Annotated in this window: 24 protein-coding genes and 1 other RNA gene; 14 read left to right on the top strand and 11 right to left on the bottom strand. The window is 73.1% G+C overall.

What is annotated here, in order from left to right:
• Window positions 1-64: 64 nt before the first annotated feature.
• The 3 genes from OHT52_RS22810 to OHT52_RS22800 are packed head-to-tail and all read left to right on the top strand — an operon-like array spanning window position 65 to window position 2,431.
• Window positions 65-1,009, top strand: a complete 945-nt coding sequence (locus tag OHT52_RS22810; RefSeq protein WP_328722033.1) for an ABC transporter ATP-binding protein — start codon at window positions 65-67, stop codon at window positions 1,007-1,009.
• Complete coding sequence (locus OHT52_RS22805) at window positions 1,006-1,986, top strand: ABC transporter permease subunit (protein ID WP_328722032.1); 981 nt, start codon at window positions 1,006-1,008, stop codon at window positions 1,984-1,986. The genes OHT52_RS22810 and OHT52_RS22805 overlap by 4 nt, the downstream gene beginning before the upstream one ends.
• 55 nt (window positions 1,987-2,041) lie before the next feature.
• Entirely contained in the window at window positions 2,042-2,431 is a 390-nt protein-coding gene (locus OHT52_RS22800) for a GntR family transcriptional regulator (protein WP_328722031.1), read from the top strand.
• Here OHT52_RS22800 and OHT52_RS22795 read toward each other — a convergent pair.
• A complete protein-coding gene (locus OHT52_RS22795; RefSeq protein ID WP_328722030.1) occupies window positions 2,391-3,737 on the bottom strand; it encodes an FAD-dependent monooxygenase in 1,347 nt (448 codons plus the stop codon). The genes OHT52_RS22800 and OHT52_RS22795 overlap by 41 nt on opposite strands.
• Before the next feature lie 200 nt (window positions 3,738-3,937).
• Between OHT52_RS22795 and OHT52_RS22790 the strand changes: the two genes are divergently transcribed.
• A complete protein-coding gene (locus tag OHT52_RS22790; RefSeq protein WP_328722029.1) occupies window positions 3,938-4,963 on the top strand; it encodes a TetR/AcrR family transcriptional regulator C-terminal domain-containing protein in 1,026 nt (341 codons plus the stop codon).
• A gap of 39 nt (window positions 4,964-5,002) precedes the next feature.
• On the opposite strand, the gene OHT52_RS22785 is transcribed toward OHT52_RS22790, so the two are convergent.
• Complete coding sequence (locus OHT52_RS22785) at window positions 5,003-5,320, bottom strand: hypothetical protein (protein WP_328722028.1); 318 nt, start codon at window positions 5,318-5,320, stop codon at window positions 5,003-5,005.
• A 300-nt stretch (window positions 5,321-5,620) separates the two neighbouring features.
• Between OHT52_RS22785 and OHT52_RS22780 the strand changes: the two genes are divergently transcribed.
• Window positions 5,621-7,879, top strand: coding sequence for a HelD family protein (locus tag OHT52_RS22780; protein WP_328723860.1), 2,259 nt, complete (start codon window positions 5,621-5,623; stop codon window positions 7,877-7,879).
• Window positions 7,880-7,899: 20 nt separating this feature from the next.
• On the opposite strand, the gene OHT52_RS22775 is transcribed toward OHT52_RS22780, so the two are convergent.
• From OHT52_RS22775 to OHT52_RS22765, 3 genes are all read right to left on the bottom strand, one after another.
• The gene (locus OHT52_RS22775) at window positions 7,900-8,184 is read right to left on the bottom strand and encodes a hypothetical protein (RefSeq protein WP_328722027.1); all 285 of its coding nucleotides are present in this window, start codon (window positions 8,182-8,184) and stop codon (window positions 7,900-7,902) included.
• Window positions 8,181-8,936 (bottom strand): hypothetical protein, encoded by a 756-nt coding sequence (locus OHT52_RS22770; RefSeq protein WP_443046645.1) that lies wholly within the window; start codon window positions 8,934-8,936, stop codon window positions 8,181-8,183. Before OHT52_RS22770 ends, OHT52_RS22775 begins: the two co-directional genes overlap by 4 nt.
• A 161-nt stretch (window positions 8,937-9,097) precedes the next feature.
• A complete protein-coding gene (locus tag OHT52_RS22765) occupies window positions 9,098-10,018 on the bottom strand; it encodes a cation transporter (RefSeq protein ID WP_328722026.1) in 921 nt (306 codons plus the stop codon).
• Window positions 10,019-10,276: 258 nt separating this feature from the next.
• Here OHT52_RS22765 and OHT52_RS22760 point away from each other — a divergent pair, with 258 nt between their 5' ends.
• Entirely contained in the window at window positions 10,277-10,690 is a 414-nt protein-coding gene (locus OHT52_RS22760) for an ATP-binding protein (RefSeq protein WP_328722025.1), read from the top strand.
• Window positions 10,691-10,806: 116 nt separating this feature from the next.
• Here the strand turns inward: OHT52_RS22760 and OHT52_RS22755 are convergent, their stop codons facing one another.
• Window positions 10,807-11,190, bottom strand: a complete 384-nt coding sequence (locus tag OHT52_RS22755; RefSeq protein WP_328722024.1) for an STAS domain-containing protein — start codon at window positions 11,188-11,190, stop codon at window positions 10,807-10,809.
• A 306-nt stretch (window positions 11,191-11,496) separates the two neighbouring features.
• Here OHT52_RS22755 and OHT52_RS22750 point away from each other — a divergent pair, with 306 nt between their 5' ends.
• A complete protein-coding gene (locus OHT52_RS22750) occupies window positions 11,497-12,450 on the top strand; it encodes a helix-turn-helix transcriptional regulator (RefSeq protein WP_328722023.1) in 954 nt (317 codons plus the stop codon).
• 149 nt (window positions 12,451-12,599) lie between these two features.
• The gene (locus OHT52_RS22745) at window positions 12,600-12,947 is read left to right on the top strand and encodes an STAS domain-containing protein (RefSeq protein ID WP_328722022.1); all 348 of its coding nucleotides are present in this window, start codon (window positions 12,600-12,602) and stop codon (window positions 12,945-12,947) included.
• A 258-nt stretch (window positions 12,948-13,205) separates the two neighbouring features.
• Here the strand turns inward: OHT52_RS22745 and rnpB are convergent.
• Both rnpB and OHT52_RS22735 read right to left on the bottom strand, forming a co-directional pair.
• Window positions 13,206-13,607, bottom strand: an RNA gene (rnpB, locus tag OHT52_RS22740) — RNase P RNA component class A.
• A 119-nt stretch (window positions 13,608-13,726) separates the two neighbouring features.
• The gene (locus OHT52_RS22735; protein WP_328722021.1) at window positions 13,727-14,272 is read right to left on the bottom strand and encodes a TetR/AcrR family transcriptional regulator; all 546 of its coding nucleotides are present in this window, start codon (window positions 14,270-14,272) and stop codon (window positions 13,727-13,729) included.
• A gap of 179 nt (window positions 14,273-14,451) precedes the next feature.
• On the opposite strand from OHT52_RS22735, the gene yaaA reads away from it, so the two are divergent.
• Both yaaA and eda read left to right on the top strand, forming a co-directional pair.
• Window positions 14,452-15,252: a peroxide stress protein YaaA gene (gene yaaA, locus OHT52_RS22730; RefSeq protein ID WP_328722020.1), complete on the top strand. Its 801-nt coding sequence runs from the start codon at window positions 14,452-14,454 to the stop codon at window positions 15,250-15,252.
• Window positions 15,253-15,346: 94 nt separating this feature from the next.
• Entirely contained in the window at window positions 15,347-16,009 is a 663-nt protein-coding gene (gene eda / locus OHT52_RS22725) for a bifunctional 4-hydroxy-2-oxoglutarate aldolase/2-dehydro-3-deoxy-phosphogluconate aldolase (protein ID WP_328722019.1), read from the top strand.
• 69 nt (window positions 16,010-16,078) lie between these two features.
• Here eda and OHT52_RS22720 read toward each other — a convergent pair whose 3' ends face one another.
• Genes OHT52_RS22720 through OHT52_RS22710 form a run of 3 tightly spaced genes read right to left on the bottom strand, consistent with a single transcriptional unit; the run spans window position 16,079 to window position 18,962 of the window.
• Complete coding sequence (locus tag OHT52_RS22720) at window positions 16,079-17,386, bottom strand: bifunctional RNase H/acid phosphatase (protein ID WP_328722018.1); 1,308 nt, start codon at window positions 17,384-17,386, stop codon at window positions 16,079-16,081.
• Complete coding sequence (locus tag OHT52_RS22715) at window positions 17,386-18,129, bottom strand: zinc ribbon domain-containing protein (protein ID WP_328723859.1); 744 nt, start codon at window positions 18,127-18,129, stop codon at window positions 17,386-17,388. The genes OHT52_RS22720 and OHT52_RS22715 overlap by 1 nt, the downstream gene beginning before the upstream one ends.
• Window positions 18,126-18,962 carry a Nif3-like dinuclear metal center hexameric protein gene (locus OHT52_RS22710; protein WP_328722017.1) on the bottom strand — a complete coding sequence of 279 codons (837 nt, stop codon included), beginning with the start codon at window positions 18,960-18,962 and terminating at the stop codon, window positions 18,126-18,128. Before OHT52_RS22710 ends, OHT52_RS22715 begins: the two co-directional genes overlap by 4 nt.
• Before the next feature lie 900 nt (window positions 18,963-19,862).
• On the opposite strand from OHT52_RS22710, the gene OHT52_RS22705 reads away from it, so the two are divergent.
• The 4 genes from OHT52_RS22705 to OHT52_RS22690 all read left to right on the top strand — a co-directional run bounded on the left by OHT52_RS22705 (window position 19,863) and on the right by OHT52_RS22690 (window position 24,770).
• Window positions 19,863-21,134, top strand: coding sequence for a hypothetical protein (locus OHT52_RS22705; RefSeq protein ID WP_328723858.1), 1,272 nt, complete (start codon window positions 19,863-19,865; stop codon window positions 21,132-21,134).
• A 635-nt stretch (window positions 21,135-21,769) separates the two neighbouring features.
• Window positions 21,770-22,684, top strand: coding sequence for an ABC transporter ATP-binding protein (locus OHT52_RS22700; RefSeq protein WP_443046809.1), 915 nt, complete (start codon window positions 21,770-21,772; stop codon window positions 22,682-22,684).
• Window positions 22,684-23,418, top strand: a complete 735-nt coding sequence (locus OHT52_RS22695; protein WP_328723857.1) for an ABC transporter permease — start codon at window positions 22,684-22,686, stop codon at window positions 23,416-23,418. The genes OHT52_RS22700 and OHT52_RS22695 overlap by 1 nt, the downstream gene beginning before the upstream one ends.
• The gene (locus tag OHT52_RS22690; RefSeq protein ID WP_443046644.1) at window positions 23,415-24,770 is read left to right on the top strand and encodes a sensor histidine kinase; all 1,356 of its coding nucleotides are present in this window, start codon (window positions 23,415-23,417) and stop codon (window positions 24,768-24,770) included. Before OHT52_RS22695 ends, OHT52_RS22690 begins: the two co-directional genes overlap by 4 nt.
• Window positions 24,771-24,862: the final 92 nt, after the last annotated feature.

Below are 24,862 nucleotides of genomic sequence, written 5' to 3'. Positions count from 1 at the left end.
CTTGACAGTTTCCCGACCTACAGACAATGATTCCATTAGTTGACTAGTGGAATTGGGGCGAGGCGTGGAACACCCGAGCACACCGATCGAGACCTCCGGGCCATGGGCCCTGGAGGCCCGCGGACTGAGCAAGCGCTACCGCCGCGGCTGGGCGCTGCGGGACTTCTCCTTCCGGCTCCCGGCCGGAAGGATCTGCGGTCTCGTCGGCCCCAACGGCGCGGGAAAGAGCACCCTGCTCGGCATCGCGTCCCAGCAGATCGCCCCGACCGAGGGCGAGTTGAAGATCTTCGGCATCCCGTCGGACGACGCGTCGGCGATGCCCAGGTTCGCCTTCCTCGGCCAGGACAAGCCGCTCTTCAAGTGGTTCACGGTGGCCGAGACACTGCGGATGGGCGCAGAACTCAACCCCGGCTGGGACATGGCGGCGGCGGAGCGGATCGTCCGCTCGGGTCAGGTCCCGCTGGAGGCGCGCGTCGGCACGCTCTCCGGCGGCCAGCGCACCCGGGTCGCGTTCGCGCTCGCCTTCGGCAAGCGCCCCGGCCTGCTGCTGCTCGACGAGCCGATGTCGGACCTCGACCCGCTGGCGCGCGACGAGATGAGCACCCTGCTGATGGCCGAGGCCGTCGAACGCGGGACGACGGTGCTGATGTCCTCCCACATGCTGGGCGAGCTGGAGGACATGTGCGACCACCTGCTGGTGGTGTCCGAGGGGCGGCTCAGGATGGCCGGTGAAACCGACGCACTCGTCCCTGCCCACACGCTGGTGACCGGACTGGCGCCGGACGGCAAGCTGCCGCCGGAGCTGACCCGCCACACCGTGGTCGAGTCCCGGGTCCAGGGACGCCAGTTCCAGGCGCTGGTACGCGCCGAGGGGCCGCTCACCGGCGACTGGCAGATCACCGAACCGAGCCTGGAGGAGGTGCTGCTGGCCCACCTCCGCTCACCGGACGCGCCCGCGCTCCTCGCCCCGGGTGCCCGCACCGACGCCGAAGGGATCACCGCATCATGACCACGACCACCCTGACCGACCCCACCACGGGGGCGGGAACCGTCCGGCGCGGCCCGCTGCGCGGACTGGCCTGGCTCGTGGTGCGCCAACACCGGGCGACGCTGTACTGCGTGCTCGCGCTGGTGGTCCTCGGCGCGGCCGTGATCGCGTACGAGCGCGGGCAGATGATCGACACGCTGGACGCGGCCGGGTGGCCGCGCGAGAACGCGCCGGATCCCGTCGTCTCCGCACGGGTCTGGAACTACGTCACGCTGGCCCTCGGCCTGCTCCCGACGCTCCTCGGCGTCCTCGTCGGCGCTCCGCTGATCGCCTCCGACACGGAACAGGGCACCGCGCAACTGGTCACCACCCAGTCGGTGGCGCGCCGCCGCTGGCTGATCGCCAAGCTGACGCTGGGCTACTGCGTCGCCCTCTTCGCCGGCCTGGTGCTCTCCGTCCTCTTCACCTGGTGGTGGAAGCCGTACCGCTCGGTCCTCCCCGCCGTCTGGATGGACGGGTCGGTGTTCGACGGCACCGGTCCGGTCCTGCCCGCCTTCTGCCTGTTCCTGACCGCGGCGGGCATCACCATCGGGGTCCTGCTGCGCCGGGTGCTGATGGCGATGGTGGTGACCCTGGGCTTCTCCGTGTTCGTGAACATCGTCTGGGACCGGTTCCGCGACGGGCTCGGCACCAGCCACCTGTACACGTACCCGCTGAACGCGGAAAGCTCCCTCGGCAGCTACCAGGACGTGCAGCAGCTCGACAGCTGGGTCGGCAGCGCGGACGGCACGCTCTACGGCTGGGGCATCTGCGCCAAGGCCACCGAGGCGGCACAGAACGCCTGCGTCAAGGACAAGGGCATCGTCAACAACGTCGTCGAGTACCTCGAATACGACCAGATGAACGCCATGCAGTGGACCGGCGCGGCCATCCTGCTCGCCGCCACGGCGCTGTTGACGGTGTTCGTCGTGTGGCGTGTCTCCCGGCGCCCGCTGTGACGGCACGCCCCCCGTGTCCGTAAAGTCTCCTCAGTCGAGCGGAAGGTGAAGAGCAGTGGTCGTTTTCCGCATCGACCGGCGCAGTGGCATCGCCACGTACCTGCAGATCGTGCACCAGGTCGAGCAGGCCCTGCGGATGGGCGCCCTCCAGGAGGGGGACAAGCTGCCCACGGCCGCGCAGGTGGCCGCCGGCACCAAGGTCAACCCCAACACGACCCTCAAGGCGTACCGGGAGCTGGAGCGCCTCGGTTTCGCCGAAGTGCGCCAGGGGGCCGGCACCTTCATCACCCGTAACCTCGCCCGGCCCCAGTCGGGACCCGACTCGCCGCTCCGCACCTCCCTGGACGCGTGGCTGGTCCAGGCGCGGACCGAAGGGCTGTCGGGGCACGACGTGAAGGCGCTGTTCAGCGCCGCGTACGAGTCGGCGTACCCGAGCGGGAGCTGAGGCCCGCCCCGGGGAGACCGGCCGCGGGACCTGCCGGGAGGTGGGCGTAGGCGGGCAGGTCGATGTCCCCGGCCTTGGTGAACTGGGCGGCCAGCACCTGCCGCATGGGCCAGCGGTCCATCGACCGCATCGAGGCGGCGCGCAGCCGGATGGCGAGCGCGCCGTTCGGTGCGTACGCCGAGGCGCCGCCGGGCGGGAGCTGCTGCGCCCGGGTGACGTAGGGGCGCATGATCCGGTCGTAGTTCCGGAAGGCGTCCAGGTGCCCGGCGCCGGGCCGGGTCAGTTCGCCCGCCAGCACGTACGCGCCGACGAGGGCGAGGCTCGTCCCCATGCCGGTGAGGGGCGAGGGGCAGTGTCCGGCGTCGCCGAGCAGCACCGTCCGCCCGCGCGACCAACTGTCGAGACGCACCTGCCCCAGCGAGTCGAAGAAGAAGTCGTCGCAGGTGCGCATCGCCGCGACGAGGCGCGGGACCTCCCACCCGACGCCCTCGAACCGACGGGCGATCAGGTCCTGTTGGGCGCGCACGTCGTGGCGGTCGTACGTGAAGGGCTCCGCGCGGAAGCTGAGTCCGGCCTTGATCTCACCGGGCAGCCGGCCGGGGCGCGCGGACGCGACGAGCCCGCCGGGGGCGTTGAACATCCGGAACCAGCCGCCGAGGTCCCAGTCCTCCCGGGCCGTGAACCACGCGGTCCAGCAGTTCAGCGGGCGGACGAAGTCGGCCTCGGGACCGAAGGCGAGCGACCGGACCACGGAGTGCGGCCCGTCGGCTCCCACCACGACCCCGAAGCGGCGCCGGCCGGCCTTCTCGAAGGTGACCGTGACGCCGTCGTCGTCCTGGGCGAGGGCGGTGACGGTGTCGTCGAAGAGGTACTCCACCCCCGAGCCGGTGCCGGTGCCGGAGCCGGTGCCGGTGCCGGGCGAGGTGCCGGCGGTGGACGAGGTGCGGGTGGTGGGTGAGGTCGCGTCGTACAGGAGGCGGGCGAGGTCGCCCCGGAGGATCTCGATCTCGGAGACGATCCCCTCCCCGCCGAAGGCGGCGGCCGGCATCTCGGCGGTGACCCGGTCCCGGGCGTCCACCATGGCGAGGCCGCGCTGGTCGACGGCGACCGCGCGGGCCCGGTCCATGAGGCCCATACGGCTGATCACCTCCCGGCCCGCACCACGCAGATCCACGGTCTGTCCGCCCGGCCGGGGACTCGGCGCCCGCTCGACGACCGTGACGTCGAAGCCCGCCGCGCGCAGCCAGTACGCGAGGGCCGGACCGGCGATACCGGCGCCGGAGATGAGTACGTCATGTCTCTTCATGAGCATGAATGTACGGCGTACGCAACACGCCCCGCAACCCCAAAATCCGTACCCTGCAAGGGAAAACACCCGCCAGTGCACTAGTACACAGTGTCGAGGTGCACCACCGTCCGGGGCGTCCTCGCGGCGACCGGGGCCCTTCACCGTGGTCAGGGCGGTACAGTGCGCCCCGCAGAGAGGTGCACTAGTACGGAGGTGTCATGGACCGCCAGCTGGAAGCGCGCGGAGAAGCAGGGCGGGCACTGCCGCCGGAGCCGCCGTACCGCCGGATCGCCGGGATGCTGCGCGGGCGGATCGAGTCGGGGGAGCTCGCCCCCGGTGACCGCGTCCCCTCCACCCGGGAGATCGCCCGGCAGTGGGGGGTCGCCATGGCCACCGCGACCAAGGTCATCGCCGAGCTGCGGCACGAAGGGCTGGTACGGCCGGTGCCCGGCGTGGGCACCGTGGTCGAGAGCGCCGCCCGGACACGACGCCCGGCGGCCGTTCCGTCCGCCCCCACGGCGGCCCGGTCGACCCTCCGGACTCCGGGCGGGGGCGCCGCTCCGGAAGGATCCGGCGTCGCGCTCGCCCGGGAGCGGATCATCGCCACGGCCATCGCCGTCGCGGACGCCGAAGGGCTGGGCGCGGCCTCGATGCGACGGGTGGCCAACGAGCTGGGCGCGGCGACCATGTCGCTCTACCGGCACGTGGCCGACAAGGACGATCTGGTGACACAGATGATGGACGCCGCCTGCTCCGAATGGCGCTTTCCGGCCGAGCACCCGTCGGGCTGGCGGGAGCGGCTGGAACTCGCCGCGCGTCTGCTGTGGGAGACGTTCCGCCGCCATCCGTGGCTGGCCCCGGCGCTGTCGGTGACCCGGCCGCAGCTGCTGGCCGGGGCCATGCCCTTCACCGAGTGGGTGCTTCAGGCCCTGGACGGCCGCGGACTCGACAGGCAGACGCACTTCACGATTCACGTCACCTTGTTCAATTACGTGCGGGGGACGGCGATCAATATCGAACCCGAAGCCGTGGCCGAGGAATTCACCGGCCTGACGAGCGACGAGTGGATGGACACGCAGAAACCACAACTCCGCCAGGCATTCTCGGCCGGTGCGTTCCCGACCCTGGAGCGCATCACCGGAGCCGGTTACGACTTCGATCTCGACATGCTTTTCGAGTTCGGCCTGCAACGCCTTCTGGACGGTTTCGCCACATTGATCGACGGTCCGCCCCGCCGCCCCTGATCCGCGAGTGACCGGCCCCGGCCGTCCCGCCCCCTCCGGTCAGTCCGCCCGCGCCTTTGGGCGGGGACGGGACGCGCCGCGGGCCCGCCCCGTCCCCGCGGGGCGCCGGGACGCGGCCGCTCCGGGGAAGTCGGGGTCGTCCTCGGCGGTCGGCAGCGCACGGTGCCCCTCCGAGTGGTCGTTGACCCATCCGCAGCCCGCACAGGCGTAGCGCCCGTCCAGACCGGCGATGAGCGTGCCGCACCGGCGGCACTCGGTGTAGGTGACCTCGGGCGCGGCCATGGGACCGTCGGCGGCGGGCCGCCGCCCCGGGACGGCCGCGTCCGTACCCGACGGGGGCTCGGCGGAAAACTCCATGACGGAAGGCTACGCCGCGCCCCGCGCGGGCCGGACCGCGTCCGCCGGCCCGGCACGCGCGGGAACGGGGACGGCACCGCCCGGGACGGATTCGGGGCGGGACCCGCGCGATGGGGAAGAAACCCGGGCGGTGGGGGGCGGGAACGCAAAAAATGCCCCGGCCGCATTGACGTCCGAGGCACTCTTCCGATTAAACTGAACGTTTCCCGTGATGTCGACGCGTCACCTTCTCGCACCATCACGGGAGAAACTCACAGGGCTCATCTTATCTTTTATGGAGTCACATTGTCAAGCGAGGAAATGGTGCGCGAACAGGAATTCGTCACCCTGCTCCACGAGCGACTCGACACCCTGCGGGAGGGTGCCGAGGGCGCCGTACGGGGCTCACTGGGGCAGCCCGTGCACAGCAGGCAGGCCCGGCTGGAGCGGGACGTCACGGTCGCCGAGCAGTCGGACCGCCTCGCCACGCTGAACGCCGTGGAGGACGGGCTCTGCTTCGGCCGCATCGACCTGCGCGACGGCACGCACCACCACATCGGCCGACTCGGCATGCGCGACGACGACGAGGCGCGCACCCCGCTGCTCGTCGACTGGCGCGCACCGGTGGCCCGCCCGTTCTACCTGGCGACGGGCCACACCCCCATGGGGCTCCGGCGCCGCAGACACCTGACCACGCGCGAACGCCGGGTCACCGCCTTGCACGACGAGATCCTGGATCTGGACGAGACCGCGCCCGCGCACCGCACGGGTCACGAGGACCCCAACGGCGACGCGGTGCTGCTGGCCGCCGTGAACGCCACCCGCACCGGCCGCATGACCGACATCGTGCGGACCATCCAGGCCGAGCAGGACCGCATCATCCGCGCCCCGCACCGGGGTGTGCTCGTGGTGGAAGGAGGGCCCGGCACCGGGAAGACGGCGGTCGCCCTGCACCGTGCCGCGTACCTCCTGTACGCGTACCGCGAGCAGCTGGCCCGCCGGGCGGTACTGATCGTCGGCCCCAACCCGGCCTTCCTCGGTTACATCGGCAACGTGCTGCCCTCCCTGGGCGAGACCGGTGTACTGCTCGCCACCCCGGAGGAACTCTTCCCCGGGGTACGGGCCACCGGCACCGACACCCCGACGGCCGCGGCCGTCAAGGGCTCCGCCCGGATGGCCGAGGTCCTGCGCGAGGCGGTCGCCGACCGGCAGCGGCTGCCCGCGGGGCCGGTCGGGATCGCCCACGAGCAAGAGACCCTGTTCCTCGGCCCCGACACGGTCCTCCGCGTCAGGGCGGAGGCGCGGAACACCGGCCTGCCGCACAACCTCGCCCGCCGCCCGTTCGCCTCGGGGGTCGTCGACGCGCTGACCCGGCAACTCGCCGACCGTATCGGGGCCGACCCGCTCGGCGGCCCCAATCTGCTCGACCCCTCCGACGTGGAGCAGTTGCGCGAGGAGGTGGCCGCCAACCCGGAGGTGCGCGCGGCCATCGACGGCCTCTGGCCCCGCCTCACCCCCGAGCAGTTCCTCGCCGAGTACCTCGCCGCGCCCACCGGACTTCCGGCCGGTGACGCGGAGACGGTCCGCCGCGACGACACGGACCCCACCGGTCTGACGGACCGCACGGAGTGGACCGCCGCCGACATCCCGCTGCTCGACGAGGCCGCCGAACTGCTCGGCGAGGACGACAGCGCGCTGCGGGCCGCCGAGGAAGCGGAGCGCCGGCAGCGGATCGTGTACGCCCAGGGCGTCCTGGACCTCTCCGAGGGTTCGCGCTCCACCGACTTCGAGGACGAGGACGACGCGGAGATCCTCTCCGCCCACGACATCATCGACGCCGAACGCTTCGCCGAGCGGCAGGAGGAGGCGGACCACCGCAGCGCCGCCGAGCGCGCCGCCGCCGACCGGACCTGGGCCTTCGGCCACATCATCGTCGACGAGGCGCAGGAACTCTCCGCGATGGCCTGGAGGTTGCTGATGCGGCGGTGCCCGACCCGCTCCATGACACTGGTCGGCGACCCTGCGCAGACGGGTTCGGCGGCCGGGGCCGACAGTTGGGCCGACATCCTCGGACCGTACGTCGGCGACCGCTGGGAGCACACCCGCCTGGACGTCAACTACCGTACGCCGCAGGAAATCATGGAGACGGCCGCCGAGGTGCGGCGGGAGACCGACCCCTCCTTCGAGCCGCCCCGCTCGGTGCGTTCCACCGGTGTCGCGCCGTGGACCCTGACGGCGGAGCCGGAGAAGCTGGTACGCGTGGCGGCCGAGGCCGTCGCCCGGGAGGCCCGGAACGAGGGGAAGCTCGCGGTGATCGCCCCGCGGGAGCTCCACGTCGAGCTGGCCGAGGCCCTGCCGGGCGCCTCGTTCGGACCGGACCCCGACCTGGCGGCCCCGGTGGTGATCCTGGACGCGCGGCAGTCCAAGGGCCTGGAGTTCGACTCGGTCGTCGTCGTGGCACCGGAACGGATCAGGACCGGCTCCCCGCGCGGGGTCAACGACCTGTACGTGGCGCTGACCCGCGCGACCCAGCGGCTCGGGCTGATCGCATTCGCCCCGGTGCTGCCGGAAGGGGCGTGACGCGCTCCGCCCCCCGGTTCTCAGATGCCGCCCACGATGCTGGGCGGCACCACCAGATGACGGGCCCGGTGCTCCAGGACGAGCGCCCGCGGCATCGTCGTGGACACCACGTCCGAGGCGCACCGCCCGCACGACGGGACGGTGTCGGGTACGTGCGCGGTGTGCTGGTTGGCGATGTGCTGGGAGAGCCGGATCTGCGTGGTGATCACCTGGTCGAAGGGGTCGCAGTCGATGCCGGGACCCACCTCCTCCCGGGCCGCCGCCGCGAGTTCGGGCGCCTCCCTCATCCGCCGGTACAGGGTCACGCAGTCTCCGCAGTCCCACATCCAGGGGGGCGGGAGGGGCCATTTGTCGGCTTCGTCGGCGTCGAGGTCGTCCACGGCGACCACGCTAGCGCCCACCGGCCGTGCGCGGTGCGCAATGGTCCAATTACCCACCGCCAGGGGTGCTCCGGACGTCGGCAGTGGTGCGCGCGCCGTCCGGAGCACCGGTCGCCCGGCGTCAGGCGATGCCGAGGTGGTGCTTGAGGGTCGGCCCCTCGTAGTCGCAGGAAGAGTCCCGCCCGACGCATCTCCGGCACCACGCCCCGGGTCAACGGGGCCAGTCCTTCCGGCAGATGGCTGTGCGAGAGGACGAAGCCGTTCGCCGCTCCCTCCCGGAAGAGCCCGGCCGGCTCGGCGGCCACCTGTTCGGGGGTGCCCGTGAACCCGAGGTGCGGGCTGTTCTGCCGGTGCTTGAGCGCCAGTTGCCGCACGGTCTGCCCGTGGTGGGTGCGCAGCCAGGCGGCGCCCCGCCGGTACCGCTCGTGGCGGAGCGCTTCGGCCTCTTCGAGCAGCCGGACGGGAATCGGTGCGTCGAGCGGGAGTTCGGCCGGCCGCAGGCACGGGCTGAGGACCGTCTGGAGGTAGGCGACGGCCTTGCCGATGTCGACGCCCTCGACCCACTCGCGTTCCTGGGCCTTCGCGTCGGCTTCGGTGGCGCCGAGGGCGACATGGGTCCCCAGCAGGATCTTCGGCGTCTTCGGGTCGCGGCCCTTGCGCCGGGCGCGGGCCTTCATGTTCGGCGTGGAACGCCTGGGCGCTCCTGACGTCGTCGGCCGCGGCGAAGACCACGTCCGCGTAGCCGGCGGCGAAGTCGCGGCCTTCCTCGAAGCGGCCGGCCTGGACGAGCACCGGTCTGCCCTGCGGCGGGCGGTGGACGGGCCGGATCACCGGCGCCTCAAAGCACCAGCCCGGGGTCCGAGGTGATCTCCACGACGCTCCACGGTTCGTAGGGCAGGGCGGCGAGCCCTTCACGCAGTGCCCGCCGCACGCGGTCCTCGCCGGCGACGTCCCAGCTGTCCCGCGGCACCACGAACGTGACCTCCACGTACAGCTTCTGGCCCACCTTGCTGGTACGCAGGACCGGTTCGGGGAGCCCTTCGGCAGCGCGCACCCGCTCCACCACCTCCCCGACCCGCTGCCGCACCGCCGGTTCGGGAGCCGACTCCAGCAGCTCGGACGCGGCCTGCCGGAGCATCCGCACGGGCAGCGTGCCGAGCAGTGCGCAACTCAGCAGGACCAGCACCGAGTCGGCGTACGCCTTCGCGCCGCTCCACACCGTGGTGCCCAGGACCAGCGCCACCACCCCGCCCACCGCGATGAGGAGGCTGGTCACGGCCCCCGCGAGCCAGACGGTCGCCTCCGTACGGATCAGGTCCGTCCGCGGGCAGCGCCGTGCCAGGTGGCCGTACGCCGCCAGGCACGCCAGACCGGTCACCGCTCCGTACACGGCCAGGCCCGCCGCCGCCACCTCGGAGCCGCCGTCCAGGATGACCCGTACCGCCTCCACAGCGGCGTAGCCGAGTGTCCCGAGCAGCGCGAGGCCCTGCACCCCGACGACCACCGGTACGAGCGACTCGCGCCCGAACGGGAAGCGCCGCGTCGGTCCGGCCGCGGCGGTGCGCGACGCGCGGAGCGCGAGCCAGGAGAGGCCGATGCCGAGGACGGTGTAGACGCCGTCGAGCAGGATCACCTGCGACCCGGCGACGAGCCCCCACGCCAGTCCCGCGACCGCGAGCGCGACCGAGACCGCCATCGAGACTCGCAACGCGCGCTGCTCCTGCCGCGCCGCCTCCGGGGACGGCCCTCCGTCTTCCACCCGCTCATGCTCGCGGGGGCCCGGCAGGGGGGCAACCGGACCTCCGGGAGGCGCACCAGGGCGCACCTCGGCGTCACGCCCGAGCCGCCGGGCGGCCTCTTCCCCGGCAACGTCGGCGCCCGCCGCCGGCCCGGGCCTTCGACTGGGGGCACCGATCGGGGAAAGCCTGGTCACGGGTGGCCACCGAGCTGTGTAGGTGCGGGATCGGTGGGCATATGGGATCGACGAGGTGTTGCGGCAGAGGGCAATGGAGGCGGCGTGAGCGGCGAACTTGCAAGCGTGCTCGTCAAGGGCGCCCCCCTCCCGACGAGTGCGGCTGACGCCCGCGATCACGTCGAAGCCCTGCTCCGCGAGCGGTTCGTCCCCGGCGACGACGGATTCCGGGACGACACAGTAGGGACGGACGCCCTTCTGGTGACCTCCGAGTTGGTCACCAACGCATCCCACCACGGCGGAGGGCTCACCGATTTCTCCGCACGGATCCAGGACGACGAACTCTTCCTGTCGGTCGCCGACGGGAGCACCGAGCTGCCGGTCGTCCGCTCGCGCACGCCGGGCGAGTACGCCGTGGGGGGTTACGGATGGCCGATGGTCATCCGCTTGACGAAGCGCCTGTCCGTCGTCCCGACCGCCGGCGGAAAGACGATCGAAGCCGTCATCTCCCTCACCTGAGTTCCGCCGTGCGTCCACGCGGATCGAACCGGTTGCCGGATGTGACCCCGTCCGCCGCCGGAAGGGAGGAGTCTGCGGCCGCCGGCCCGGCGAGGGTCTTCGGGAACGTCGAGCCGTCAGCCGGCGCGCAGAGTGTCCGCGCCGGAGCAGCTCCACGACGCGGGAGCGGAGTCGCCCGCGGCGAGAAAGCGAGTGGTGGTTCCCGTGGCGTCGAGGAGGCGGCGCACGGCGCGGGACGGTGCGGTCACGACGACTCGCGTGCCGTGCGAGTCGCGCTCGCACAGCACGCGCAGAAAGGCCACGTCCGCGAAGGTGACGGCGGAGCAATCGACCACGATGCGAGGCATCCGCGCCCGGCCGATGGCCTGGTCGAGGACTCCGGTGGTGGCTGCGTCGAAGGCCCCCCGCGGGTACAGCACGCATCGGCCGTCACCTACGTCCTGGTACGCCGTGACCTCGGCCCGCCCGCTGCTATGCCGGGCGGTGTGGGCTGTGAGCACTGCAGACCTCTCTCGGTGCGTGGATGACAGGGGCCCCCTGCTGCGGTGGGCCGCTCGACCCCACGAATGCCCTTCCCCTCGTCCGGCACACCCACGGAGCCGCACTTCACGGTCGGCCTTTCGCGGCAGAGGCCACGGCTCTTCGTTTTCCGACCTTTCGGAGCGTCGGCGCCCGCGGACCGGCACTCCCGAGCGGCGGCCGTCAGCCTCGCCCACTCGCCCCCGCCGCACCCGTGAACCGCATGCGGCGGCGTCGTACGCTTACGCGGGGAACGCCCCCGCCGGAGCGCACAGGGAGAGGCACAGGTGGACACGGAGCGGTTCGACAGCAGCGACCTGGGAGCGACGGAGGAGTTCCTGTCGCGTGCGTACACGCCGATGCGCATCGGCGGCCGGCCCAACGACACGCAGACGCGCATCGAGAGGACCGCTGCCGGGGGCCTGACCGTCGACCGCCTCACCTTCGGTTACACCATGTCCTACACCGCCAACCCACTGGGCCAGATCTGCTTGATCACCGTGCACAGCGGCAGCATGGTGGACACCACCGAGGGCCGCCACGAGGTCTACGGACCGGGCGAAACCTTCCTCATCGCCCCTCCCGACCGCCCCTACACGGGCGCCCTGCACTCCGCGCGCTACACCATCACCATGTTCGACCCGACCGTGCTCGACACGGTGGCCGCCGCGGGAGCTCACGCCGCTCCGGGGCCGGTCCGGCTCACCGGCCAGCGCGCACTCGACGGCGGCGCCAACCGCCGGTTGGGCGGCACCGTGGCTTTCCTCCGCGACCACGTCCTGACGGGTCCCACCGTCCCGGACCCACTCGTCGTCGCCACCGCCACCCAGCATCTGGCCGCTGTCGCCCTCTCCGCGCTCCCCAGCACCGCCTACCAGGAGGAGTGCCATCGCATCGACAGCCGTGACGCCCATACCGACACCCTGCGCCGGGCCAGGACCTTCATCGAAGAGAACGCCCACCGGGCCATCGGACTGTCCGACATCGCCGCCGCCGCGTTCGTCACCCCACGGGCCGTGCAGTACGCCTTCAGCCGGCACACCGACACGAGCCCACTCGGCTACCTGCGTCAGGTGCGCCTCACCCGTGCGCACCGCGAGCTGAAGACCGCGGACCCCGGCACGTCCAGTGTGACGCGGATAGCCGCCCGTTGGGGTTTCCCGCACGTCGGCCGCTTCGCAGCCGCCTATCGCCGGCTCTACGGCACCACCCCCGCCGCGACCCTTCGCACCCGCGGCTGAGACCGGCGCCGGGCGGCCACCGGGCCCCCTCCGTGACGCAGAGGTCCCGGCCATGCTTCCTCGTCGGCCGGGGGCGGTGGGCGAGCACCTGTCGTCGTCGGAATCCATGGCATGCCGCGCCCTGAAGGGACACAGGTAACATTTGCCCGATGACAACACTTGGCGGTCCCGTCGGCGAACGCCCCCTACCGGTGGTCGCGCCTCACGGAGAGATCGACGAAGACACCCTCGAACCCCTGAGGAGGGACATCGAGGTCGCCCTCGCCTCCCACGGCGGCCTCGTCCTCGACGCCACCCGCGTCACCTTCGGGGACTCGACGTTCCTCCAGCTGATCCTTCTCACCCACCAGCGGGGTCTCCTGCGCATCGCCGCACCGTCCGTGGCGCTGCGTCGGCTCTTCAGCATCACGGGGGCCGACACGGTTCTTCACCTGTACGCCGATCTCGACGAAGCCCTCGCCGCGTCCTCGGGCACCGGATCCGCCCCGGTGGCGTAGAAGCGCTCGCGGGCGAGCGGCCCAGGCTGACGGATGCCGCCCGGCCGAGGACGGGCGGGCTTCTCCGCTCCCTGCCCTCCATGCCCGTTCGAGGCACTGCCGAGGGAGGCCGCGGCGGCCACCGAGAGGGCCGAAAAGCAGGATGAACAATCGGCGAAAAGTCCGAGATCGGACGGCCGGGACAAGGGAGTAAAGCCCCCTCCGACCCACGAACACGCAGGTCAAATGGGGTACACCCCCATCAGGAGGAGGGGGCGGCAGACGAGTCGGGCTGTACGCCGGGTTCTGTCGCCCGGTCGCCTCGCGGCGGCCGGGGAGACGGCCATCCATCTAGGACCGGCATTGCTGCCGGCCTCCTGCGGTCTACCCGCGAACTCGGGCGGGCCGCCCTCGAACGTTCGCGCAGGGCCGTCTTGCGACGGTCCTTCTTGACCTTGCTCCGGGTGGGGTTTACCTAGCCGCCTGAGTCACCTCAGGCGCTGGTGGTCTCTTACACCACCGTTTCACCCTTACCCGGGACCTGAGTCCCGGGCGGTCTGTTTTCTGTGGCACTGTCCCGCGAGTCACCTCGGGTGGCCGTTAGCCACCACCCTGCCCTGTGGAGCCCGGACGTTCCTCGGGGAGATCCGGGGATCTCCACGCGGCCGTCCGCCCGGCTCGTCTGCCGTGCCGCCATCGTACCCGGCGCGGGAGGGCTCCCGCCTGCGGCTCCGTACCGGACGCGAACCGCACCGGAACGGGGCCGGGAGTCAGCGGCCGGGCGTCAGCGGGGCGGGGAGTCAGCGGGCGAAGGCGGTGATGCCCGCGGTCCACGCCTCGGCGAGGTCGGCCTCCGGCGGGAAGCGGCCGTTCAGTTCGAGGACGACCATGCCGTGCGCGAACGCCCAGGCGGCCCTGGCGCGGTCCGCGTCGCCGGCGACGGCCCGGTAGAGGGGGGCTGCGGCTCTCCGGCGGTCGGGGGCGAGGGCCGGGAGGTCCGGGCGGCAGCCGGTGGCGAGCAGGTAGAGGTGGGGGTGGGCCAGGGCGTACGCGCGGTAGGCCGTGGCCAGGACGGGGAACGACCCGGGCGCCGACGCCTCGGCGGCGGTCAGCACGGCGGCCGTCTCGCGGTACATCTCGGCCGCCATGGCCGCCACCACGGACGACTTGTCGGGGAAGTACTTGTACAGGGACGAGGCCCGGAACCCCACTCGTTCGGCCAGGCGCCGCATGGTGAGGGCTTCCGGGCCCTCCTCCTCCAGCAGGGCGCGGGCGGCGGCGACGATCTGCCGGGGACGGCCGGTGGCGAGGCTGCCGGTGGCGGCGCGGACGGCGGGGTCGGTCACGCGGATAACCCTTCCTGGCCCCGGAGTGTCCGCGGCCGAAATCGCGATCGTACGAGATTCAGCCGACTGGCTGAAATGAGCCCCTCCTGGAAGGCGGGCCGGCGGGGCCGGAGGTCGGCCCTGCAGCTCCGCGCGGCCCCGTAACCTGGTTCTTCCGCCCCGTACGAAGGAGAACCGCCGTGCTCGTGCTGTTGCCGCCCTCCGAGGGCAAGGCCGCCCCGGGGCGCGGGGCACCCCTGAAGCCCGAGTGCCTGTCGCTGCCGGGGCTCGCCCCGGCGCGTGCGGCCGTGCTGGACGAGCTGGTGGAGCTGTGCCTGGCCGACGAGGAGAAGGCGCGCGGAGTGCTCGGCCTCACCGAGGGCCTGCGCGGGGAAGTCGGCAAGAACACGGAGCTGCGCACGGCCCCGACCCGGCCGGCCGGGTCGATCTACACGGGTGTGCTCTACGACGCCCTTGATCTGGCCACCCTGGACACGGCGGCCCGACGGCGGGCCTCCGCCTCGCTGCTGATCTTCTCCGGCCTGTGGGGCGCGGTGCGTGTGAGTGACCGGATTCCGTCGTACCGCTGCTCGATGGGCGTGAAGCTGCCGGGCCTCGGCTCGCTCGCCGCGCACTGGCGGGCGGCGATGGAGCCGGTGCTGCCGCGAGCCGCCGGTGACGGGCTCGTCCTGGACCTGCGTTCGTCCGCGTACGCGTCGGCGTGGAAGCCGAAGGGCGAGCTCGCCGGGCGCACCGCGAGCGTTCGGGTGCTCCAGTCGCAGCTGGTCGACGGGGTCGAGAAGCGGTCCGTGGTCAGTCACTTCAACAAGGCGACGAAGGGCCGCATGGTCCGCGACCTGCTGGAGGCGGGCGCCGCCCCGGAGAACCCGGAGCGGCTCGTGGAGGTGCTGCGCGGTCTCGGTTACGTGGTGGAGGCGCAGCCGCCGGCGCGTGCGGGGCGGCCGTGGTCGCTCGACGTGGTGGTGACGGAGATCCACTGAGGCTTCGCGGGTCCGGACCGTACCGGACGGGAGCGCCGTTGCAGCATGCGCAACGGTCGTTGCAGGGAGTGCGGGACGGCGGCAGGATGACGCCATGACCTCCCCCGCACCCGCCGCCGCCACCGCGTCCGCCGCCCCGTACGTGTCCGTGCTCGACCTCGCCCCCGTCGTCCCCGTCGTCGTGCTGGAGGACGCGGCGGACGCCGTACCGCTCGCGCGGGCGCTCGTCGCGGGCGGGCTTCCGGCGATCGAGGTGACGCTCAGGACCGCGGCGGCGCTGGACGCGATCACGGCCATCGCCCGCGAGGTGCCGACGGCGTCGGTGGGCGCGGGCACGGTGATATCCGTGGCGAACGTGGCCGAAACGGTGGCCGCCGGGGCGAAGTTTCTGGTCAGCCCCGGCTGGACGGACACCCTGCTGGCGGCGATGCGGGCGTCCGGCGTGCCCTTCCTGCCGGGGGTCTCGTCCGCGTCCGAGGTGGTCGCCCTGCTGGAACGCGGGGTCACCGACATGAAGTTCTTCCCGGCGGAGGCGGCCGGCGGGACCGCCTACCTCAAGGCGCTCGCCGCTCCGCTGCCGCAGGCGCGGTTCTGCCCCACCGGGGGCATCTCGGCCGCCTCGGCCCCGCACTATCTGGCTCTGCCCAACGTCGGCTGCGTGGGCGGAAGTTGGATGCTCCCGAGCGAGGCCATCGCCACGAAGGACTGGGCCCGGGTGGAGCGGCTGGCGGCTGAGGCGGCGGCCCTGCGCGGCTGAGGCCCCGGCCCCGCGCGGCCGGTACCGGGCACGGAACGTGCCCGGGGCGACCGGAGCGGGCGGCGGTGGCTACCGCAGGTACGAGGTGTCGTTGAAGAGGCGTACGGACGCGTTGCCGTCGCCGTAGTACGCGACCTCGCAGAGGGACGCCGCGGCAAGCTCCATCCGGAACATGGACTCCGCGGGAGCGCCGAGCGCCAGCCTGATCAGGGTCTTGATGGGCGTCACATGGCTGACCAGCAGGACGGTACGGCCGGCGTACGCGGCGGCCAGCCGGTCACGCGCGAGGGCCACCCGGTCGGCGACCTCCACGAAGCTCTCGCCGCCACCCGTGGGCACCGCCTGCGGGTCGGTGAGCCAGGTCGTCAGGTCGGAGCCGTACCGTTCGCGCACCTCCGCGAAGGAGAGACCCTCCCAGGCACCGAAGTCCGTCTCCCGCAGCCCCTCGTCGACCGTCACGTCGAGACCGAGGCGGTCCGCCACCGCGCCCGCGGTCTCGCGGCACCGGCGCAGCGGTGAGCTGACGATCTCCTGGACCGTGCCGAGGGCCGCGAAGTGCGTGGCGGCGCGTCCGGCCTGCTCCCGGCCGGTCGCGGAGAGCTCGGGGTCGGTGCCGCCGCTGCCGGAGAATCGCTTCTCCGGCGTCAGTACGGTCTCTCCGTGCCGGAGCAGCAGGAAGGTGGCGGGGGCGCCCATGTCCGGTGCGGCGGCCCAGCCCACCCGGGGGGTGACGGCCGGATCGGCGGTTGCACCGGAGGTACGGGAAGCGGCGTCGGAGACACCCGCGGAGCCGGTACGGGCGGCGGCGAGGGCGGCGCGCACCTTGGCCGCTCCGGCGGACGCGTCGCCCACCTCGCGGGGCGGTACGTCCCCGAACTCGCCGACGGCCGGACGGGCCGGCGCGTCCAGGGCCGCGGTGGAGACGGAGGGCTCCCACTGCTCGCCCCGGCGGCCCGCGTCCATCGCCTCGTTCGCGAGCCGGTCCGCGTGCTTGTTCCGCTCGCGCGGCATCCACTCGTACGTGACGGCGGAAGGCGGGAAGACGGTGGCCGCCTCCGCCGCGAGGGGCTTCATGTCGGGGTGCTTGATCTTCCAGCGGCCCGACATCTGCTCGACCACCAGCTTCGAGTCCATCCGTACGTGCACCCGGACGGAACCGTCCGCCGTCTCCGGGAACAGCGCCTTCGCGGCCCGGAGGCCGGCGATCAGGCCCCGGTACTCGGCGACGTTGTTCGTCGCGACGCCGATGTACGCGGCGGCCTCGGCGAGCGTTTCGCCGGTCGCCGGGTCCACGACGACGGCACCGTAACCGGCGGGCCCCGGGTTGCCCCGGGAACCTCCGTCGGCTTCGACGACGAGCTGGTGGAGCGAGGTCATTACAGGCCCGAATCCGAGGTGCGCACCAGGATGCGGTGGCAGTTCTCGCAGCGCAGGACGGTGTCGGGGGACGCCGCCTTCACGTCGTTGACCTCGGTGATGTTCAGCTCCAGGCGGCAGCCCTCGCAGCGGCGCTGGTAGAGCCGTGCGGCGCCGACACCGCCCTGCTGGGTGCGGAGCTTGTCGTACAGCTTCAGCAGGTCCGCGGGGATGACCTCGGCGACGACCTCGCGGTCCTTGCCGATCGTCTCGGTCTGGGCGTCGAACTCCTTGAGCGCGGCGTCGCGGCGCCCGGTGGCGTCGTCCAGCTTGGCCTGGACGGCGGCGACCCGGCCGGTCAGTTCGGTGACCCGCTCCTGGGCGGCCTCGCGGCGCTCCATGATTTCGAGGACGACGTCCTCCAGGTCACCCTGGCGCTTGGCCAGCGAGGCGATCTCGCGCTGGAGGCTCTCCAGGTCCTTCGACGAGGAGACCGCGCCGGAGTCGAGACGCTGCTGGTCGCGGACGGCACGCTGGCGCACCTGGTCGACGTCCTGCTCCGCCTTGGTCTGCTCGCGGCTGGTGTCGCTCTCCTCGGTCTGCGAGGCGACCAGCAGGTCGCGGAGCTGAGCGAGGTCGTTGTTGAGGGACTCGATCTCCGCGTGCTCCGGCAGCGAGGCCCGCTTGTGCGCGGTCTGCGCGAGGCGAACGTCGAGTGCCTGGACGTCGAGAAGTCGGATCTGGTCGGCGGGCGCGGCGTTCAGTTGGGGGCTCCAGAAGAGTGGTGGGTGGTCCAGGGGTCGGTGACCTGCTTCGAGACGTGGACCCTCAGGTCCCATCCGTGGCGGTCGGAAATCGCGTCGAGCTGGGCCGCGGCCTGCTCGCACCAGGGCCACTCGGTGGCCCAGTGCGCGGCGTCGACGAGGCCGAGCGGGGAGTGCTGAACGGCCTCCAAGGCCGGGTGGTGGCGCAGGTCGGCGGTGAGGAAGGCGTCGACGCCCGCCGCACGCACCGCGTCGAAGAGGCTGTCGCCGGAGCCGCCGCTGACGGCGACCGTGCGCACGGTCGCGTCGGGGTCGCCGGCCAGCCGGATGCCCTGCGCGGTGGCGGGCAGCCGGGCCGCGGCGCGGGCGGCGAAGTCACTCAGCGTCTCGGGGTGGTCCAGCTCGCAGATCCGGCCGAGGCCGCGGCGGCCGTGCTCGTCGGTGGGGTCGGGCACGAGGGGGCCGGTGACGCGCAGGCCGAGCGCTCCGGCCAGGGCGTCGGAGACTCCGGGATCGGCGGTGTCGGCGTTGGTGTGCGCGACGTGCAGCGCGATGCCGTGCGTGATGAGCCGGTGCACGACCCGGCCCTTGAAGGTGTCGGCCGCGACGGTCGTCGTCCCCCGCAGGTAGAGCGGGTGATGGGTGACGATGAGCTGGGCTCCGAGGCGTACCGCCTCGTCGACGACGCTCCCCACCGGGTCGACGGCGAACAGGACCCGGCCGGCCTCCGCGTCGGGGTCTCCGCAGGCCGTGCCCACCGCGTCCCACCCCTCGGCCCGCTCGGGGGGCCAGAGGGCGTCGAGCTCGGCGATGACTTCAGACAGACGGGGCACGGGGAAAGGCTACCTGCCCCGCGCACCGCACCGGTCATGGCTGCGCGTACCCACCCGTAGCGCCCCGCTCCGGTCACACGTCGTCACCTCGGAGGGCTCCCGGCCCGCCTCCGGGTGAGCATCGGGGGCGGGTCCCGCCCGGGCGCCGACGCGGGTTCGGGCTCGGCGGAAGCACAGCGCCTCGGCCACTCACCCTCGATTCCGGTTTACACCATCCTTATGTGTGACGCGGTGGGTGTGGCGTTGGTCGGCGGAAAGCCCGAAAACTAGCTTCGGTCGCCGGAGGTGACACATCCCATGACTGCCTGTGTCGCAGAAGGTCTGACCCAAGGGGGCGTCGGGGCGGCCAGGGAGCCGGAACCCGCGCCCGAGGAACCCGAGGATCCCGGGACACCCGGGACACCGCAGCGAGGCGAAGGGCTGGAGACGCGAGGGCCGCAGACGCCGGAGGCGCCTGGACGGACCGCCACGCCGCTCGCCGCGCCGGGCGACAGCGGTGCGCGGGCCGCCGTGCCGGACGGGTCCCGCCCCGGCGAAGCCCGTTCCGACGACCCCCCCGCCGACGGTTCTCCCGCCCACGAGGGCGTGGCCCCGATGGCCATCCGGGTCGTGGTGACCGGGCGAACGGTCGTGCCCACGGGTGCTCCGGCCGGCCGGGCCGTCGACGCGACCACCCTCGTCCCGCTCGTGGGGGCTGTCGTCGGCTCACCGACGACAGCCGCTTTCCACACCTCGACCGGGGCGTCGGTGCCCGCCGCACCGGCGGCGCTCTCCGGAACGGCCGCACCCGCCTCGCCGGGAACGGGCTCGCCCTCCCCGGCGACGCCGCCCCCGGCGCCCACACCCCCGCCCGCCGCGGCACCCGCACCCGGGGGCGCCGTCCACCCGAACGCCGCGGGAATGTCGGCCGCCCGGCGCCCGCTCCCCTCCGCCGAGGCCGCCCGGCGCCCGGCCCCCTCCGCCGAGGCCGCCCCTCTTCCCCGCCGCATCCCGCCGCCGCCCACCGACACCCCCGCGGCGACCGGTGTCCGGGCCCCGTACGCGGCGGGCGCGCTGACGCTCTCGGCGGACGGCGCGTACGCGGCGCGGCTCACGAGGGGCGGCAGCGAGGCGCTCGGCCGGGGCTGGTACCCCGAGCGGTGGACGCTCGGAGGTCCGGAGCCGTACACCGTGCCGCTCCCGCTGGACCAGCCGGAGGAACCCGACACGCAGGTGGTGCCGCTCGCGGACGGCCGGGTGCTGATCCGGCGACGGGTGGCGGACCGGCACGCGTTCTCGCTGCTCTACCCGACCGGCCCCGGGACCGGCGAGCTGCCGCTCGGAACCGTGGAGTGCGAACGGATGACGCTGATCGCACCGGCCCCGGACGGGGCGAGCGTCTACGCCCTGGCGCCCGGCATCTTCACCACCTCCGTCTGGCGGGTGGCGGGCGGCTCCTTCGGGCCCGAACACGTGGCCGATGTGCCGGGGCTCTGCTCCGGCGGGGTCTGGCTGGACCGTACGGGCAGGGTGCTGGCCCTCGACCGCAGGCCGCCCGGCGGCGGACCGGTGAAGACGGTCGCCGTCGACCTCGAACGCGGCGGCGAGGTGACTCCGCTTCTCCAGATCGCGCCAGGGAGCAATGACCGGCTGCTGATCGCCGATCCGGACAGCGGACTCTTCCTGCTCCGCTCCGACGCCCCGGGGCGTGACCGGCTCGGCTGGGGCGTCCTGGGCAGCGCGCTGCCGGTTCGTTTCCCGGAGTGCCTGTGCCCGGCGGACGTGACCGTCACGCCGTTCGCGGTGCAGCCGGGACAGATGCTGATGCCGGAGAGCTGCGCGGTCGCCCTGCGGATCGACGGCGCGGCAGGCAGCTGGCTCGGCGTCTGGCGTCCGACGGGCCGCCGTCTCCACCAGTTCGCCGCACCGGCGGGTTGGCAGACCGGGTCGGGCTCCTGGAGCCGCGACGGCGTACTGAGCCTGCCTTACGCGCCCCCCGACGCACCCTGCGGGCTGGCGCGGCTGGAGGCTCCGGAGGACCTCCCGCCGCGGGCGTACGACGGTGTGCGGGGCGACCCCGGACCGGCGGACGAAACCGGAACGCAACCGTCCGCCGCCGGATCATCTCCTGTGGGGTACAGGCCCGTTCCGCTGGGACAGGCGTATCCGCGGAGCGGACCGGCGCCCGGCTGACACGGCCTAGAATTCGACGGGGGCTACGCGGTCGTTCCGTACGGGTGCGCAGTGTGACCATGCCCAGGGGCTTTTCCGGACACGCGGGATGAAATCCGAAGGGCGGGCACGGGTGGCGGCGGGGCCCCGGTACACACGCAAGCGAACGCTACGGGGTGACTTCCCACATGTCCGAAACCCGCACCGACACGGTGCAGACGTGCCCGCCTGGGGCGGAAACGCAACAGGCCGAAGCCGGCGGCTCCGGAAAACACCGAGGGGACATGTCGGCGCAGACCGCATCCGCGCATACTCGCGGCCGGCACCGTCGGCCCACTCACGGAGACGACGGAATGTCCTGAAGCGCCGGTGCCCGAAAGGGCCGGCGTCGGAAAGGGGCGGGGGTCGTCCGGGCCGGAACGGCCGGGACGGCCCCCGCAGCTTTTCCAAGCACCCGGCACCCGGCACCCGGCACCCGTGACATTTGTCCTGCCGGAAGCCGTACGCACGGCTCTGCCGTCCGGCCCGGCGCCACCCGTACCGTCGCCTCCATGACGACAACGGGAAGTGCGGGCGGGGGGCCGGCCGCAGCGTGGGCGGCCGCCGGGTTCTCGGCGGGGGCCCGGAAGAGCGGGGGCGGCACGGACGCTCCGGCGGTGAGGTTCGACGGAGTGTCGAAGTCCTTCCGGACACAGGGGCGTTCGGGCCGGACCGTGCGCGCGGTGGACGGCATCGGCCTGACGATCGGGGCCGGTGAGACGGTCGCGCTGCTGGGCCGCAACGGCGCCGGGAAGTCGACCACCATCGGGATGCTGCTGGGACTCGACGAACCCGACGAGGGGTCGGTGGAGTTGTTCGGCCGCTCCCCGGAGCGGTCGGTGCGGGCGGGACTGGTCGGGGCGATGCTCCAGGAGGGCCGGCCGATTCCCCGGGTGACCGTGCGGGAGTTGGTCGAGTTCGTGGCGTCGACCTATCCCGCGCCGATGGAGCTCGGCGAGGTACTCGGGCTCGCGGGAGCCTCGGCGTTCGCGGACCGCCGGGTCGACAAGCTCTCCGGCGGCCAGACGCAGCGGGTCCGCTTCGCCGTCGCACTGGCGGGCAATCCCCGGCTGCTCGTCCTGGACGAGCCGACCGCCGCGCTGGACGTGGAGGCCCGCCGGGCGTTCTGGGACTCGATGCGCGCCTACGCGGAGCGCGGCAACACCGTCCTCTTCTCCACGCACTACCTGGAGGAGGCGGACGAGAACGCCGCCCGGATCGTCGTCCTCGACCGGGGGCGGATCGTCGCGGACGACAGCGGGGACGGCATCCGGGGCACCGTGGGAGGCGGCCGGGTCGGGATCGACCTGGTGGGCGGCGACGCCGACGGGCTGGACCGCCTGCCGGGCGTGACCGGCGTCGAAGTCCGGGGCGGAAGAGCCCTCTTGCGGTCGGCGGACCCGGACGCCACCGTCGTCGCGCTGGCCGGGACCGGAGCGGTGCGCGGACTGGTCGTGTCGCGGACCACGCTGGAGGACGCGTTCCTCGCCCTGACCGCGAGTCCCGCCGAGACGTCCGAGGAGACACCGTGATGTACGCGTACGTGATGCTGGAAGTCCGCCGGACCTTGCGGGACGGCGCGTTCCTGATCTTCGGGACGGGGATGCCGGTACTGATGTACCTGCTCTTCACCAACATCGGCGACACCACGGGCGGCGGTGCGGGCGCCGACGACTGGCGGGCGTACTCGATGACCGGCATGGCCGCGTACGGGGCTCTCGGCTCGGCGATGGCGGTCGGTACGGGGATCGCGTCCGACAAGTCCCTCGGGTGGCTGAAGCAGTTGCGGATCACTCCGCTCGCCCCGTCGCGGATCGTGGTGGGCCGGGCCCTCAGCGGTTCGGTGACCGTCCTTCCCGCGTTGGTCGGGGTACTGCTGGCGGGAGCGCTGGTGAACCGTATCCAACTCGGCTGGGGTCAGTGGGTGTTGCTGGTGGTCCTGCTGTGGGTGGGTACGCTGCCGTTCACCCTGCTCGGCATCGGCAACGGCTACCGCCTCACCCCGCAGGGCACCGGAGTGGTCAACATCGCCTGCATGACGGGGTTCGCGGTGATCGGCGGACTGTGGTTCCCGCTGGATTCCCTGCCCGGACCGCTGCGGGCCGTCGGCACCCACACTCCCGCGCACGGCTTCGCCGATCTCGGCTGGACGACGGTGGCCGGTCACGCTCCACATCTCTCCTCGATCGCCGAACTCCTGGCGTGGACGGCCCTCTTCGGCGGCTACGCGGTCGTCTCGTACCGGCGTGCGGCAAGGACCCTGTGAAGGCGGGCGCCGCACCCGGCCCGGGCCCCGGCAGCACGGAGCCGCCCGGCCCGGACCGCGCGGAGCACCCGCCCGGCCGGCGCCGGCGGCCCCGGAGCCGTCGGCCGGAGGGTCCGGGGCCGTACGCGCTGATGCCATGGCTGCTGCTCGGGCTCGGAGCGTTCTCCAACCTCTGGAAGGGCGAGACCCCGAACCCCTGGGTGGGTGCGCTGGCCGTCCTGCTGTTCAACTCCCTCTACGTGCAGGTGGTGTTCCGGAGCTTCGTCCCCGCCCGGCGCCGGGCCCCCCTCTCGTACGCGCTGCTCGGCACGATGGCGGCCGTCACGTTCGGACTGGCGATCGGGTACGGCGGGAGCTGGCTCCTCTTCTTCCCGCTGCTCTCGCTGGCGTGCGGCACGATCCTGCGCGGCCGGCAGCTCGCCTCCGCCCTCATCGGACTGTCCGTCTGCGGCGTGGCCGTCGCCGCGTGGCGCGGAGGCCACGCCGCAGACCCGTGGACGATCGGTTACGGGACGTTCCTCTCCGGCGCGGTGACGGCGGCGATCCTCGCCCTCTCGGAGACCGTGCGGGAACTGCGCGACACCCAGGCCGCATTGGCCCGGGGTGCGGTGGAGCGCGAGCGGCTCCGGTTCTCCCGCGACCTGCACGACCTGCTGGGGCACACCCTGTCGGTGATCGTGGTGAAGTCGGAGGCGGCCCGAAGGCTGGCTCCCCGGGACCTGGACGCGGCGCTGGGCCAGATCGCGGACATCGAGTCGGTCGGCCGCCAGGCGCTCACCGAGGTCCGGGAGGCGGTGACGGGGTACCGCGAGGGCAGCCTCGCCGGCGAACTGGACCGCGCGGTATCGGCGTTGACCGCCGTCGGGATCGAGGGCACGACGCACCGCACCGGGCCACCGGTCTCCCCGCGCACCGAGGCGCTGCTGGGCTGGGTGGTACGCGAGGCGGTGACGAACGTCGTACGGCACAGCGGCGCGGCGCACTGCGTGTTCACCGTCGCGCACGGGAGCGACCGGGTACTGCTGACGGTCACCGACGACGGGCCGGGTGGCGGCGCGCACGGCGGCCCCGGCGGCGGGGACACCTTCGGGCAGCGCCGGGGCCCGGGTCCCGGGCGGGCAGGCGAGGAGTCCCCGTACGCCTACGGGGGCACGGGCCTCGCCGGGCTCTCCGAACGGCTGGCCCTCGCGGGCGGCTCCCTGCGGGCGGGCCCGGCGCCGGGCGGCGGCTTCACCGTACGGGCCGAACTGCCCGGCGAGACGCGGGTGGAGACGAGGACGGGCAGCCGAGGGGACGGGTCGAAAGCGTCGGCGGGCGACGGGTCACCGACCGGAGAGGGCCCCGGGCGGTGAGGCGCCCGGGGCTCCTGACGGGCCGGGGCCGGGTGTGTCCGAGGACACCTACGGGCCGGGGGTCAGGTGTGCCCGAGGACACCTCGAACGCG

It is taken from the genome of Streptomyces sp. NBC_00247 (genome assembly GCF_036188265.1).
Taxonomy (GTDB): Bacteria; Actinomycetota; Actinomycetes; order Streptomycetales; family Streptomycetaceae; genus Streptomyces.
The sequence above is the reverse complement of the archived record's forward strand: the minus strand, read 5'-3'. Positions and strand labels throughout refer to the sequence as shown.

Bases quoted from the DNA above. Each gene is read 5' to 3' on its own strand.
- OHT52_RS22780 (WP_328723860.1), top strand. From the start codon at position 5,621: ATGGTGCGCGAACAGGAATTCGTCACCCTGCTCCACGAGCGACTCGAC.
- OHT52_RS22745 (WP_328722022.1), top strand. From the start codon at position 12,600: ATGACAACACTTGGCGGTCCCGTCGGCGAACGCCCCCTACCGGTGGTC.
- eda (WP_328722019.1), top strand. From the start codon at position 15,347: ATGACCTCCCCCGCACCCGCCGCCGCCACCGCGTCCGCCGCCCCGTAC.
- OHT52_RS22785 (WP_328722028.1), bottom strand. From the start codon at position 5,320: ATGGAGTTTTCCGCCGAGCCCCCGTCGGGTACGGACGCGGCCGTCCCG.
- OHT52_RS22795 (WP_328722030.1), bottom strand. From the start codon at position 3,737: ATGAAGAGACATGACGTACTCATCTCCGGCGCCGGTATCGCCGGTCCG.
- OHT52_RS22705 (WP_328723858.1), top strand. From the start codon at position 19,863: ATGTCGGCCGCCCGGCGCCCGCTCCCCTCCGCCGAGGCCGCCCGGCGC.
- OHT52_RS22805 (WP_328722032.1), top strand. From the start codon at position 1,006: ATGACCACGACCACCCTGACCGACCCCACCACGGGGGCGGGAACCGTC.
- OHT52_RS22720 (WP_328722018.1), bottom strand. From the start codon at position 17,386: ATGACCTCGCTCCACCAGCTCGTCGTCGAAGCCGACGGAGGTTCCCGG.
- OHT52_RS22770 (WP_443046645.1), bottom strand. From the start codon at position 8,936: ATGAAGGCCCGCGCCCGGCGCAAGGGCCGCGACCCGAAGACGCCGAAG.
- OHT52_RS22790 (WP_328722029.1), top strand. From the start codon at position 3,938: ATGGACCGCCAGCTGGAAGCGCGCGGAGAAGCAGGGCGGGCACTGCCG.
- OHT52_RS22695 (WP_328723857.1), top strand. From the start codon at position 22,684: ATGTACGCGTACGTGATGCTGGAAGTCCGCCGGACCTTGCGGGACGGC.